The 14,732-nt window shown below is 36.5% G+C and carries 10 protein-coding genes and 1 rRNA gene (1 of these 11 cut by a window edge); 7 read left to right on the plus strand and 4 right to left on the minus strand.

Annotated elements, in window-relative coordinates; genetic code table 11:
• Positions 1 to 347 precede the first annotated feature (347 nt).
• A complete protein-coding gene (gene treC / locus IGK01_RS02195; protein ID WP_023519084.1) occupies positions 348 to 1,979 on the plus strand; it encodes an alpha,alpha-phosphotrehalase in 1,632 nt (543 codons plus the stop codon).
• A 162-nt stretch (positions 1,980 to 2,141) separates the two neighbouring features.
• On the opposite strand, the gene IGK01_RS02200 is transcribed toward treC, so the two are convergent.
• Entirely contained in the window at positions 2,142 to 3,323 is a 1,182-nt protein-coding gene (locus IGK01_RS02200; protein ID WP_010736350.1) for an AI-2E family transporter, read from the minus strand.
• A gap of 517 nt (positions 3,324 to 3,840) precedes the next feature.
• Here IGK01_RS02200 and IGK01_RS02205 point away from each other — a divergent pair.
• Positions 3,841 to 5,412 (plus strand): zinc ABC transporter substrate-binding protein AdcA, encoded by a 1,572-nt coding sequence (locus IGK01_RS02205; RefSeq protein ID WP_438747575.1) that lies wholly within the window; start codon positions 3,841 to 3,843, stop codon positions 5,410 to 5,412.
• A 102-nt stretch (positions 5,413 to 5,514) separates the two neighbouring features.
• On the opposite strand, the gene IGK01_RS02210 is transcribed toward IGK01_RS02205, so the two are convergent.
• The 3 genes from IGK01_RS02210 to IGK01_RS02220 all read right to left on the minus strand — a co-directional run bounded on the left by IGK01_RS02210 (position 5,515) and on the right by IGK01_RS02220 (position 8,274).
• Positions 5,515 to 6,243, minus strand: a complete 729-nt coding sequence (locus IGK01_RS02210; protein ID WP_010736348.1) for a LytR/AlgR family response regulator transcription factor — start codon at positions 6,241 to 6,243, stop codon at positions 5,515 to 5,517.
• Between the two features lie 4 nt (positions 6,244 to 6,247).
• On the minus strand, positions 6,248 to 7,531 hold the full coding sequence (locus IGK01_RS02215; protein WP_019723361.1) for a sensor histidine kinase: 1,284 nt from the start codon (positions 7,529 to 7,531) through the stop codon (positions 6,248 to 6,250).
• 140 nt (positions 7,532 to 7,671) lie between these two features.
• Entirely contained in the window at positions 7,672 to 8,274 is a 603-nt protein-coding gene (locus IGK01_RS02220; RefSeq protein WP_010736345.1) for an accessory gene regulator B family protein, read from the minus strand.
• A 576-nt stretch (positions 8,275 to 8,850) separates the two neighbouring features.
• Here IGK01_RS02220 and IGK01_RS02225 point away from each other — a divergent pair.
• From IGK01_RS02225 to IGK01_RS02245, 5 genes are all read left to right on the plus strand, one after another.
• A complete protein-coding gene (locus IGK01_RS02225) occupies positions 8,851 to 9,066 on the plus strand; it encodes a hypothetical protein (RefSeq protein ID WP_010736344.1) in 216 nt (71 codons plus the stop codon).
• A gap of 303 nt (positions 9,067 to 9,369) precedes the next feature.
• Entirely contained in the window at positions 9,370 to 11,574 is a 2,205-nt protein-coding gene (locus IGK01_RS02230) for an ATP-dependent helicase (RefSeq protein WP_438840473.1), read from the plus strand.
• A 248-nt stretch (positions 11,575 to 11,822) separates the two neighbouring features.
• Positions 11,823 to 12,230, plus strand: coding sequence for a transcriptional regulator Spx (gene spx, locus IGK01_RS02235; protein WP_010736342.1), 408 nt, complete (start codon positions 11,823 to 11,825; stop codon positions 12,228 to 12,230).
• 17 nt (positions 12,231 to 12,247) lie between these two features.
• On the plus strand, positions 12,248 to 12,604 hold the full coding sequence (locus IGK01_RS02240; protein ID WP_023519089.1) for an ArsC/Spx/MgsR family protein: 357 nt from the start codon (positions 12,248 to 12,250) through the stop codon (positions 12,602 to 12,604).
• Between the two features lie 843 nt (positions 12,605 to 13,447).
• A 16S ribosomal RNA gene (locus IGK01_RS02245) occupies positions 13,448 to 14,732 on the plus strand; it runs 276 nt beyond the window's last position.

Genomic DNA, 14,732 nt, shown 5'->3' on the forward strand with positions numbered 1-14,732 from the left:
TCCTCCGCTTTTTGGCTTTTTATCGTTTAGGGTATGTATGAAAAAAGCATGTTACTTGAAGACTGTTCAATCGATTTTAGATGCTACAAGCTGATTTATATCACGACCCTATACTTAAATATAACATAACTAAAAGAATTTATTTTCTTGAAAAAGGAATTTGTAAAAAAATAAATAGTTAAATGAATTGAGCGCGGCGTGAATGATCGATTTAACGTAAAATATTTGCTGGAAAAATGATGGCACACATTTCCTAGCGTCATTGATTTACAAACGCTTACGTTTCATATATAATTGGATTATCAACTTGTATATATAAGTTAAAAAACAGCTGGAGGTACAGGCTTATGGCGTTTACAGAAAAAGTGATTTATCAGATTTATCCCAAGTCATATCGTGACACGAATGGTGATGGGATTGGTGATTTACCAGGAGTCAAAGAAAAATTGCCTTATTTAAATGAATTGGGCATTGATATGATTTGGTTGAACCCCTTTTACCCAAGCCCGCAAAAAGACAATGGGTATGATATCTCTGATTATCAAGCAATCGATCCATTATTCGGTACGATGGCTGATTTTGAAGAGCTAGTCGCTGAAGCAAAAAAATATCAGATCGACATCATGCTAGATATGGTATTGAACCATGTCTCTATTGAACATGAATGGTTCCAAAAAGCATTAGCTGGAGATAAGTATTATCAAGATTTCTTTATTTTAAGAGATGAACCAACAGATTGGGTATCAAAATTCGGTGGGAACGCTTGGGCGCCATTCGGCGAAACAGGAAAGTACTATTTACACTTGTATGATAAAACGCAAGCTGATTTGAATTGGCGTAATGAAGCAGTCCAACAAGAATTATTCAAAGTTGTTCGTTTTTGGATGGATAAAGGTGTCAAAGGGTTCCGTTTTGATGTAATCAACGTGATCGGAAAAGACGAGGAACTGAAAAACAACGCGGAAAATGAAGGGAAAGCCGAGTACACAGATAAACCAATTACTCATACGTATTTACAACGCTTAAATAAAGAAACGTTTGGCCAAGACCCTGAAATCATAACGGTAGGAGAAATGAGTTCAACGACTATCGAAAACTGTCTTTTATATACGTCACCTGAACGAAATGAATTGTCAATGGTATTTAATTTCCACCATTTGAAAGTCGATTATGAAAATGGCAATAAATGGACAACTCCGCCATTTGATTTTGAAGAGTTAAAGCGTTTGTTCCATACTTGGGGAGAAGAAATGAGCGCAGGAAATGGCTGGAATGCACTATTTTTGAATAACCATGACCAACCACGTGCCTTAAATCGTTTTGTCGATGTCGAACAGTACCGTAAACAAGGGGCAGAGATGTTGGCCACGATGATCCATTTAAATCGAGGTACTCCGTATATCTATATGGGAGAAGAAATCGGGATGATCGATCCTGACTTCGATTCGATTTCTGACTACCGAGACATTGAAAGCTTAAACGCATATAACCTGTTACAAGAACAAGGATTCACGCCAGAAGAAGCCTTTCGACGAATTAAAGCAAAGTCACGAGATAACTCACGCACACCGATGCAGTGGACAGATGAACCACAAGCTGGCTTCACGTCAGGGACACCTTGGTTACCTTTAGCATCGAAGCACCAAACAATTAATGTAGCAAACGAGCAAAAGCAAGAACAGTCGATTTTTGCCTATTACCAAAGACTGATCCAACTAAGAAAAACATATCCAGTGATTGCTAATGGTGACTACAAAGCCTATGCACCTGAGCATCCACAAGTCTATGGTTATCTTAGACAAACCGATCATCAAAAATTATTAGTTCTGACCAATTTTTACGCGAAAGAAACGTCGGTGGAATTACCGGAAGAATTTGTAGGTGCGGAAGTATTGATCAGTAACTACCCAACGACAGTTGAAAAAGAAATGAAGTTACAGCCTTATCAAGCAGTCGCACTATTAGTGCAAGGAAAGTAGAGACTGTGACAAACGAATAGTTTGAAAAATAAGCAGCAAAAGCATGAATAGCTTTTGCTGCTTATTTATGGGATTTGCTTATCTCTGAAATGTTGCTCGATGAATACCGTATAGTTTTTTTAAGATAGGAGTGGACTCATGTCTCACGCCTATCCTTTTTTGTTACTTAAAGTAATCCTTCTCTGAAAAATCAGCTTTTTGATAAACTCCTTGATCCCCATAAAACTTATTGTAACGCTGTTTGAATTTTCTAAAGAGAAAAACAACGAGTAGTTTGATCAATGTATAGATCGGAATACCAAAAATGACGCCCATGATTCCTAGAAGATCTCCCATGACTAATAAGACAATCAAAATCGTGATGGGGTGGATCTGTAACCGATCACCCATCACACGAGGGACCACAAGATCTCCGTGAAGCAACTGGACAACGAACCAGACGATCACAAATTTTACAGCCATGAAAGTCGAATCTTGAAAAGCAATGAATAGTCCCGGAAAGAAAGCGATGAATGGACCGATATAAGGAATAATACATAATAAACCAGCAGCGATAGCCAGAATACTTGCAAATTCTAAGCCAATCAATAAGAAAGTTACCCAGTAAACGGCGCCTAGAATGAAAGAAGCGATGATTTGTCCTTTTAAGAAAGCACCTAATTGTTGGTTCGCAATTTTAGTCAAAGTCCGAAAATCTGTGCGAAATTTTGGTGGAACGATACCTAAGACCGATTGATAAAAATTGTGCGGATCTTTTAAAAGGAAAAAGGCAATGATCGGACCAGTAAATAAAGTGATAAAGGTCGTTGTGACCGCTGAGAATAGATTTCCTAGACTTTCAGCACCGCTCTGCCAATAGTTACCGATGAATGAAGTAAAGTTATCGGTGAAATCATCAATCGATGCAAAGAATTGATTGAACGAGTCAGAAAATGGTGTCTGTGCTAAAAAGTCCTTCAACGTTTGTTGGAAATCTTGGAATAGGTCAGGTAGTTGTTGAATCAATGTGGTTGCTTGCTGTTCTAAAAACGGAAATAGCCAGACACCTCCTAAGCCAATCAGCAATAAAATAATAACAAAAACTAAAATGACTGACAGATTACGTGAGAGTTTCTTGCTGAGACGTTTGATCAAAGGTTCTAATAAATAATATAAGACCAAAGCAAAAAGGACTGGTGGTAAAGTCGTGATAAAAATGACAACCAGTGGTTTGAATATAAAAGCAATCTTTTGGAAAAAGTAAATGACCAACGCGATCATCACAAGTAATCCTAGAACGTAATACGAAGTTTTCCCTCCTAAAAAACGAATCAGTCGGGAAGATTCTTTCGGTTTTTTTTCCACGATAGTTCTCCTTTCTCTTGAAATAAGTAGTTGGTTTTTGGGTTGGGCTATTCTCACGAAGCAACTATTGAGATCGAATGAAGCCTTTTTAATAGTCAGCCAAACGGTGAAAAATATGAGAAGCTATTTTCTCAAATTCTGTTTTACTACTTGGAGCTGAACATCTTTCTCACAACCTAATAAACGGTGTTCGAAAAGCTGACCTTCAACAGTAAGATGAAAAATCAAAAAATATGGAAAGCTATTTTCTGATTTTCCATCTTACTGCTCAGGTCAAAACGCTTCTTTCACAACCTTGTCCTACTCCAAGTTATTATAATCTGAAACGGGTATAAAAAGAAAATGATACAGTTGAAAAATCAATCGAATTTCGATAATAAAATAAATTTAGTAATAATGCTTGACGGTTGGTTTGATTCTATGCTAAATTAATTCCTGTTGCTAAAACGTAACTATTACGATTTGCATTTATTAATCGTAATCAAATAGAGAAAGAAGATGAGAAGGAGCGAATAAAATGAAACGTTGGATCAAGGTGGTAGGAGGATTACTGTTGACAGGGATCCTTGCAAGTTGTGGCACAGGAGATACTGCAACAAATACAAATGCACAAAATGATGAAAACTTGAATGTAATGACGACATTTTATCCAATGTACGAATTTACGAAGCAAGTAGTTGGTGAGGAGGGAAATGTTGAATTATTGATTCCAGCTGGAACAGATTCACATGACTACGAACCTTCTGCAAGAGATATGGCAAAAATCCAAAATGCTGATGTTTTTGTTTATAATGATGAAAATATGGAAACTTGGGTTCCAGCAATTGAACATACTTTAAAAGAGGGCGATGTACTTCCAATCAAAGCAACAGAAGGAATGTTGTTATTGCCTGGGGATGGTCATTGCCATCACCACGATCATGACGATGAAGACCACGATCATGAAGACCATGATCACGATCACGGAGACAACGGTCATTCACATGAATTAGATCCACATGTTTGGTTAGCTCCTAATCTAGCGATGAAGCAAGTAGAAACGATTCGTGACCAATTGATTGAGGCATATCCTGAAAAAGAAGAAGCATTCACTGAAAATGCTGCCTCTTATTTAGAAGAATTAGAAACGCTACACAACACTTTTAAAGAAACATTAGGTCAAGCAAAACAAAAATCATTTGTGACCCAACACGCTGCGTTCAATTATTTAGCTCTAGAATATGGTCTTAATCAAGTACCAATTGCCGGTCTTTCTTCAAGTGAAGAACCTTCTGCTGCAAGAATTGCCGAGTTAAAAGAATTTGTTGAAGACCATGGGATTGAATATATCTATTTTGAAGAGAATGCCAAAGACAGTATCGCTCGTACTTTAGCTACTGAAGCAGGCGTATCGTTAGCAGTATTGAATCCTTTAGAAGGATTGACAAAAGAGCAAATGGATAACGGTGAAACGTACATTTCAATCATGGAAGCAAACTTAAAAGCGCTCCAAAAAACTACGGATACTGAAAATCCATTAGAAGATACATTGAAACCTGAAAAAGAAAAAACAGTTTATAATGGTTATTTTGAAGATTCAGAGGTCCAAGATCGCCCGTTATCAGATTGGAATGGTATCTGGCAAACTGTCGATACGTATATGGCAGATGGAACGTTTGATCAAGTATTTGAATATAAAGCCAAAACAAATCCAGATATGACAGCTGAAGAGTATCGTGAATACTATGAAATAGGCTACAAAACAGATGTCGAAAAAATTGAGATCAAAGATGATACGATGATCTTTACTTTCAAGGATGGCGAAGTTAAAGAATCGAAATACCGTTATGCTGGTAAAGAAATCTTGAACTATTCAGCAGGTAATCGCGGTGTCCGTTTCTTGTTTGAAGCAGAAGATCCTGATTCTGGTGCGTTCAAGTATGTACAATTCAGTGACCACTCGATTGCGCCTACCAAATCAGACCATTTCCATATCTATTTAGGAAATGAAAGCCAAGAAGCTTTACTAGAAGAAATGGACAATTGGCCAACTTTCTATCCGGAAGAAATGACTGGAAAAGAAATCGCGCAAGAAATGATCGCGCATTAAACGATACTAAAAAACGAAGAATGAATGGAAAAGAGGATTTTACGACTTTTTCATTCATTCTTCGTTTCTTTATTAAAAAGAAATTATTTATTTTGTTGTCTTTCAAGAAATCAACTTCTTTAGCCCACGAATCGAAACAGGGATCACTTCCCCGTTGGATAGAGTCACTTCTCGTGTTTTCTTATTGATTGTTTGGACATTTTGGGTATTGATGACATAAGATTTGTGACAGCGGATAAAGTGTTGACTTTTCTTTTCGATATCTTTTATCTTCTCGTAAAACTGCATTTGGGCATGTGTCAAATGGACCTCCAGTTTATGAGGAGTACCTTGAGCAGTAGAAAAGTATTGGATATCTCGAATAGGTAAAAATTTGATTTCATCATTGAATTCAATTCTAAAAATATCCTTTTGTAATGGCGCAGTTTGGAAATCTTCGAATATTTTACTTAAGATACGTTCAACATTTTCTTTAAGATCAAAAATATCTTCTTTGATGATATAATCAGTCGGCTCAATGTTGCTTTTCAAAATCGTCATGGAAAGATCGGTGTGTGAAGTAACATAAATGATTTTTCCAAGCGAGTCCAAGTCACGTACTCGTTTTCCAATGGCAATGCCATCTAATTCACTGTCTTTCAGTTCGATATCCAAAAAATAAATACCAAAAGAAGACGTACGTATCCTTGCTGCATTGAGGAGTTCAATAGGATCAGAAGTTGCAATATGGACATAACTATCCAAATTTTCAATCATGATCCGATTCTTGATTACTGTAGAGATGACTTCCAGTTGTTTCGGATCGTCTTCACAAATGTAAATGGGAATCATAAAATTACTCCTTTAATTGTATATGGATTGTTTGTGAAAATCGCTGATTCTCAATCGATGTTTCAAGAAAAAGATAAGGATTCGTTTTTGTTAACTCATCAAGAATAAATAAACCTAATCCTTCATTTTTGGGATTTGTTTTCGTCGAGAAGCCTTTTTGTTTTAACTTACTCAATGGAAACGTATTCGTAGTAGTGTTGATGACACGTATCATCAACGACTGTTTTTTCTTGATGATCAGTACTTCGATTTTTTTCTTTTTGGTTACTGTTGCACCTTCGATTGCATTATCAAGAATAATACCAAGCATTCTTACCAAATTGATCGTATATTTTTTACCAATGACGATTTCATCTGGAACGGTCAATTGGACAGAGATACCTTTTTCTTGTGCCATCATTAATTTTAAAGAGAATAGACTTCTTATTTCAGGTACCTTCATTTTGTCTAGTAAGCTAAGATTTGCTGGGAAGAGATTCATCATTTCACGTGTAGGTAAAATCGTTTGGTTATAATATTTTTGTAAGCCCTCAAGATCGCCTTCAGAAATATAACTATTCAAAGAAAACAACAGATTTTGATAATCGTGTTTAAACTCTCTAAGCTCTTGATAATTTTTTTCTAGATCTCTAATGTAATCTTGCTGCAATTGGATGCGTTGTTCCAATAATTGATCTGCCATCTTTTTATTTGATATTTTCCAATAGTAAATCAAGATAATTAGGCCGACACACAGATAAAGGATAAAAAAGCTCGTATTTAATGCTAGTACTTTTGGCGTTTCACCAGAAAATCGTGTATAAAAAATAATGATATAGTAGGTAAGTAAAACCAATGAACCGATTGTACCAATCATTCGACGGTCAACACTAGCGGACCAATTATCTAAAAACTTTTTGAATCCATACGCAAATAATAAAGATAAAATCGCTGATACAGTTATATGGAAATATTGTAATGCATCTCCAGGTTCAATGACAGCAGATTCCAATACTAAAAAATCCGCAACGCTCGTCAAATGATCGCCTAAAATGGAAGCTAATAATCCCAAAGGTAATGCGTAGATCATATGTTGGCGCGAGGATGAAAAGAAAAAGAAAAGTAGACTCAACATGGCAATTGCGACAAGTGCAGAAAAAATACCTAAAATCGGGTAAAGTATTCCCAACAGGGCTGCTGCCAAGAGACTAAACGTAGAAAATAGGTATTTATTTTTAATTTGGGAATTGATGATTAAGATAGAACTTGTGTAAATCAGATATTGCAAGGCTATGGACCACAAAAACATAAAGCACAGCTCCCATTGCGTTTTCCCAAATTATAGCATATTTATATTATTATTTTTTTAATTTTTCAGGTATTTTAAATTCTGAGCTCATACCGAAGCAGCAGCCAGATACAAAGAAATCAGAAAGGTTAGTTAATTGTTTAACGATTGTTTTTTTCATAAAAAATTCCTCCAATATTCATCATGTAATTTGTAACTGGAAGCAACGTAGCTATTTCTAAAATAATCCCAAGTAGTAAATAGGTAGAAAAGTAAGAAGCAGAGAAAAATAATGTGAGTACTGCAAATAAAAGATACATGAAAATTGCTTTTTTTAGTAGGGGTGGGCGTTTCTCTGGTGCAATTGGGTTAAGGGCTGTGCCTCTTGATCCATAGCGAAGCAAAAGGAAAAAACAAACAATTAACAAAAGGACCATCATAGGGAAAGAGAAAGTCAATTGATAATGTTTCATTACTAAGGGAACCCCCCACAAATAAAGCAAAGTCCAAAGTAAGCAAACAAATTCAGAATCGGAATGGAGACCGTAAGCATATCTGCGAATACAGATATATGAAAGGAAAGTCATTCCTGTTTCTGCCCACGTGCCTGTCAATAAAGAAAATACAAAAACGACAGCAAGTTTTCCAAGATTGTTCAGCAAAACTTCCAGAGCAAACTTCACTTGGATGTAAGTCATATCTTCTTCATCTTGTTTTCCGTTGAATAATATTGCCAATATTCGATTTACCACTTTATTTTTCATCTCTATACGTACCTCCGAATACTATAATAAGCGAAAAGACATAAAAAAAGTTTTTCGATTCATAAAAGGACGTTTTGACATCAAAATCGTTAACTAAGTGAATTTTGTAACATATTTGTTATATAAGAATGAAAAGCTTTTTCTTATGTAAAAAATAAAAGACATGTTTATCTCTAAATAATTAAAAAATTTCCTGTAAAACTATCAAATCATCTTTAAATTTTCAACTAAACGTACGATTATACCAAAAAAGAGTGAGATTATTTAACAGTTTTGATGCCAAAAGAACTTTTTATGATATTTCTGTGTTATGTTTAAAAATTTATGTTAAAAATTAGTAGAGGTTGCGAAGATAAATGTAAGTGACACGTTCTTATATTTTTGTTTTACCAACTTCTTAATAGAAGGCAGCAACTCCCCTTCCCCTTTTGTTGTTGCCTTCTGATATCAACAACAAGGTAGTTTCTATGTTAAAATGCAAGCCTTTAAGAAGGTGGGTTTGTCAATAAAGGTAACAGATTAGAAATTTTATCAAAAGAAGTTGTGCCGTATGCACAACATAATGGAGGAAATAGCATGGAAAATGAAAATCTATTTGAAGTCGGTAAAACGTACGCATTTGTATCAGATTTATTTTGTTCTCCAATTGAAGCAGAAATTGAAAAAATCTATGAGAATAGTTTGATGGTTCGTGTTCTCAATTGCGCAGATGAAGACAATGAAACTGCACACAATTTACACTGGCAATTAGTCGTTCGTAAGTCAAGTGCAGTGAAAGAGTACAGCTACTAATAGTAACTGTTCATGAATGAAAAATAGTATTTTGATAAATAGCCAGTCAAATCTTGAATGATGGAAAATCATTTTTGGATTTGACTGGCTATTTTTCCTTTGAAAGGTAAAGGAAAAGTGGGTTTTGCTTTTTTGGCGTTCTCATGTAGTTTTAGGAACTCATCAAATACATCAGTTGATAGTAGAGTTTCTTTTGTTTCTTCCTAAGACCACGATCGTAAAAGGGTGAAGCCCCATTTTATTTTTTGTAAAGGTCTGGTAGTATAAAGAAAATAAATGGAGTAGAAAATAAATAAAAGAAAGATGGGGAAGATGATCAATCAAGAAAATGAGAAAGAAATTCTTCGATTGCAAAGAGAAATCAGCCATTGGGAAAGAAAATATAAAAAGCTCCAACAAATTTTTCGAATGCAAGAAGAAATAATTGCTAGTTATGAAGCTGCATATGGGGAAGCACCAGGGTTGGTAGAAGAACAACATGAGGAAGAACAGCCAAATGAATCATTTTTTGAACATATTGAGAAGCGTTCTTATAATCGATTCAATAATGAACAAAAAGCAGCAATCACTTATGATATGAGCAAACACTTACGAATCATTGCAGGTGCAGGAAGTGGAAAAACACAAACGATATGTGCGAAAGCTGTATATCTGATGAATGAAGAACAAGTAGAAGAGCAAAGGATCTTAATGATTACCTTTACTCGAAATGCTGCCAATGAATTGAAAAAACGGGTGGATAATTTTAGTCAAAGAAAAACGAATGTAACGATCGGAACTTTTCATAGTATTTTTTATCGTCTGTACAGTGATATCAAACGGCAGTTTCCGGATCTTTCTGCCGAAGGGATTCAAGGTGAGTTTTCTAAAGACACACCATATAAAGTAAATCTTTTACTGCAGAAACTAATAAAAAAATATCAACTATATTCTTTCGATCAGTATGGTGAGAAAACGATTGCTAACCGATTGGATTATTGGCAAAACATGAATCTCTCCCAACAGGAGATCATCCAATTGATCAAAAAGAGATTTGATTCCATTGAAAAAGACCCACGTCAACCTATCTCTGAGCGTATGGATCAATTAATGACTGAACTATATGAAGAAAAACAAAAGCAACGACTTTTTGAATTCAATGATGTTCTACAAAATTTGAAAAATGCCCTCTCTCATGTAAATGTCAGAAGATATGTAGGTCAAAAATACGATTACTTGTTTATCGACGAGTTTCAAGACACGAATCCTTTGCAATGGGCAATCGTTCAGTTGATTACGAAAGACTCGCCAATCAAGTTGATCATCGTTGGAGATGATGATCAAAGTATCTATGGCTTTAGAGGATCAGAACCTGATTATATCAAACAGTTTGAAAAAGAATATCCAACAAAAACACTCTTTCTATTGACCAATTATCGTTCGCGAGCGTCGATCGTTCAAGGAGCTAATCGATTGATCACGTACAATAAAGAGGATCGCATACCTAAAGCGATGGTACCAGCACAAAAGGAACCAGGCGTATTACAGGCATTATCATTTAAAACGGTACAAGAGGAAAGTGACTGGTTGATTCAGCAAGTATATGCTTTTATAGAAGACAAAGGAAAATACAAAGAATCTATTATTTTATATCGCTCATTATCACAAACACAAGCATTGGTGCAACGTTTGATCCAAACAGATATTCCATTTGTAATAGAAGCAGATACCCAATATGCGGGAATCTATGGAATTAAGCTTTTTTATCAATTTTATCAAAAGTTTATCGGTTGGTATGATGCGGCAACACCGATAAAAGTGCAAGCACACCAGCAGTTGTTACGACAGTTGATGATTAATTGTTATCTGAAAACAAATGAATGTGACCAATTTTTCTCTAATAAAAACAGTGACCAAGATATTGTCGCTTATATTTTAAAACGGCGGCCTAATTTAGAAGCTAGAGAAAAAGAACTAAAGACATTTGTAAGCGCGCTAGAAACATTTGATCAACCAACGAAGCGGTCATGTGTTTCACTGATTGAGGCCTATTGTCGGTTGCCAAGACCGAATAAAGAAATCGAGCAAGGTGACAAAGAATGGTTGCTGGAGACTGTCAGACAATATCCAACGATCCCGCAATTGAAAAAATTGTATCTTGAGATCCAAGGAATTGCAGCAGAACTGAAAACAAGGTTGATTGCTTATCGTAAGGGGAAACTAGATGCCTTATGTATCCAGAGTATTCATAAAAGCAAAGGTTTAAGTTATCGTAACGTCTTTTTAATCGGTTGTAATGAAGGGATGATTCCTTACAATGGTGCGGTAGCAAAAGACAAAAGACTGAAAAGTGAGTTGAAAATCGAACCATTAACGACGATTGAGGAAGAGAGACGTCTTTTTTATGTCGCAATGACTAGAGCAAGGAATCGTCTTTATTTATGTGTACCTGAGTTTAAAGGGAAAAGAAAATTAAAACCTTCACGTTTTATTAAAGAAACAGGTTGTAAAGGTAAAAAAATCAAATAAATGACGAAAAGCAAAGCGAGTAAAAATACACTTGCTTTGCTTTTTTATTCAAAAAAATAAATAACTATAATTATTTATGTAAATTTTAAATAACCGTTGTTTATAAAAAGAATATAACCTTTAATTGATTGTTTAAATAACGATTTTATGAACAAAAAAAAATTTTATTTATTTTGGGGATAGCGTATGACTGGCATTATTTTGATATTACGTTTAGAATGGGATTACAATTAAAAAGGAGTGAGAAAATGATAAAACTATACACTTCGCCTAGCTGTACATCTTGCAGAAAGGCCAAAGCATGGTTACAAACGAATCATCTTAATTTTGAAGAAAAGAATATCTTTGCAGAACCTCTGTCAGAAAATGAGATACGACAAATATTGGCCGCAACAGAAGGTGGAGTCGAAGATATTATTTCTACTCGTTCAAAAGTTTATGAGAAATTAGGGATCGATTTTAATGATTTATCCTTAAAAGAAATGATCCGCTTGTTCAAAGAATACCCATCTTTACTTAGACGTCCGATTCTACTTGATGAAAAAAGAGTATTGATTGGATTCAATGAAGATGAAATACGAGCATTTATTCCTAGAGAAATACGAGGTGTCGCAAGAAACTTGATTTATATGAAACATAGTGTCTTGTATTCGTAAGAATAGGAGGAGACGTTGTGAATATCAAAATCTATAGTTCAACGAATTGCACCATAACGGTTAAAGCCATACAATGGTTAGAGAAAAAGAACTTATCTTATCAATTTGTTGATCTAGAAAGTAGAGCTTTAAGTAATAAAGAAGTCAAAGAGTTATGTAGTTTTGAAAATGCACATATTGAACAATTATTTACTACATGGTCATTTGAATTCAAAAAAATTAAAGCTGGACTTCCAAAAAAACAGGAAGATCAACTTCTATTTTTGTGCAAAACGCAACGTCATCTTTTAAGACGTCCTTTGATCATCATCGATGATGCGCTGTTTGTTGGCTACGATCAACGATTGATGGAGCAATTGATTTTACATGAATAGACTGTATCCAATTGTGTTACATACTGAAAAAGGCAATTGGGATCATCGGTTTTTCCTTAGTAACAAGCCAAAGAATCAAAATCTCACTTACCTGTTCTCTGGTTTTTTGGCTTATTACCAAAGGCGCGTTGCATATTTTTCGTAAAGAAACTAGTGATAACTAGCAAAAAGTGTAAGAGGCAAATCGTATATTCCAAAATAAAACATTTCGACTTTTTCGTATTTCTACTATAAAGAGGATCAAAATTGAAAGTATACCAGATAGATTTATCAGAAATAGTGATTGACAACTAAATAGAATAAATGGTATATTTTTTTTTGTTGTTTTTTGTTTATTACTGATTTTAATAGTGTAAATAAAACTTTAAATAATGCTTGACGAATAGAAAAACACATGTTAATATAACTAGTGTTGTTTGAGAAAATCATCAAGGAATGTTGTCTCTACAAAAGAAGAGATAAAAAAAGTTGTTGACAAATAACAAACAACAAGTTATTATAAGTGAGTTGCTAAAACGACCTCGTGAAAAACGAGTTGAAAAAACTTTTAAAAAATAGTTGACAATCATCCGAGAGTTTGCTAAGATATAAAAGTTGCTACGGCAATCACAAACGATAAGTTGAGGCAGTTGTGTTTCAATTATCACGTAGACCTTTGAAAACTGAACAAAGTAAGACAAACCAAATGTGTAGGGCGTCTTGATTCAATTCAAGACAACAAACATTTTTAACAAGCAAGCAATATGCTAGCAAACAATTGAGCTTAACAAATGAACTATATGATGTTCGAAAGTAAATTTCGAACTACAGTTCCACATCAGCTTTCGCTGTGAGGAACTAGCATATTATGAGAGTTTGATCCTGGCTCAGGACGAACGCTGGCGGCGTGCCTAATACATGCAAGTCGAACGCTTCTTTTCCCACCGGAGCTTGCTCCACCGGGAAAAGAGGAGTGGCGAACGGGTGAGTAACACGTGGGTAACCTGCCCATCAGAAGGGGATAACACTTGGAAACAGGTGCTAATACCGTATAACAATCGAAACCGCATGGTTTCGTTTTGAAAGGCGCTTTACGGTGCCGCTGATGGATGGACCCGCGGTGCATTAGCTAGTTGGTGAGGTAACGGCTCACCAAGGCCACGATGCATAGCCGACCTGAGAGGGTGATCGGCCACATTGGGACTGAGACACGGCCCAAACTCCTACGGGAGGCAGCAGTAGGGAATCTTCGGCAATGGACGAAAGTCTGACCGAGCAACGCCGCGTGAGTGAAGAAGGTTTTCGGATCGTAAAACTCTGTTGTTAGAGAAGAACAAGGGTGAGAGTAACTGTTCACCCCTTGACGGTATCTAACCAGAAAGCCACGGCTAACTACGTGCCAGCAGCCGCGGTAATACGTAGGTGGCAAGCGTTGTCCGGATTTATTGGGCGTAAAGCGAGCGCAGGCGGTTTCTTAAGTCTGATGTGAAAGCCCCCGGCTCAACCGGGGAGGGTCATTGGAAACTGGGAGACTTGAGTGCAGAAGAGGAGAGTGGAATTCCATGTGTAGCGGTGAAATGCGTAGATATATGGAGGAACACCAGTGGCGAAGGCGGCTCTCTGGTCTGTAACTGACGCTGAGGCTCGAAAGCGTGGGGAGCAAACAGGATTAGATACCCTGGTAGTCCACGCCGTAAACGATGAGTGCTAAGTGTTGGAGGGTTTCCGCCCTTCAGTGCTGCAGCTAACGCATTAAGCACTCCGCCTGGGGAGTACGACCGCAAGGTTGAAACTCAAAGGAATTGACGGGGGCCCGCACAAGCGGTGGAGCATGTGGTTTAATTCGAAGCAACGCGAAGAACCTTACCAGGTCTTGACATCCTTTGACCACTCTAGAGATAGAGCTTCCCCTTCGGGGGCAAAGTGACAGGTGGTGCATGGTTGTCGTCAGCTCGTGTCGTGAGATGTTGGGTTAAGTCCCGCAACGAGCGCAACCCTTATTGTTAGTTGCCATCATTTAGTTGGGCACTCTAGCAAGACTGCCGGTGACAAACCGGAGGAAGGTGGGGATGACGTCAAATCATCATGCCCCTTATGACCTGGGCTACACACGTGCTACAATGGGAAGTACAACGAGTCGCGAAGTCGC

It is taken from the genome of Enterococcus sp. AZ080 (assembly GCF_051714945.1).
Classification (GTDB): Bacteria; Bacillota; Bacilli; order Lactobacillales; family Enterococcaceae; genus Enterococcus_B; species Enterococcus_B pernyi.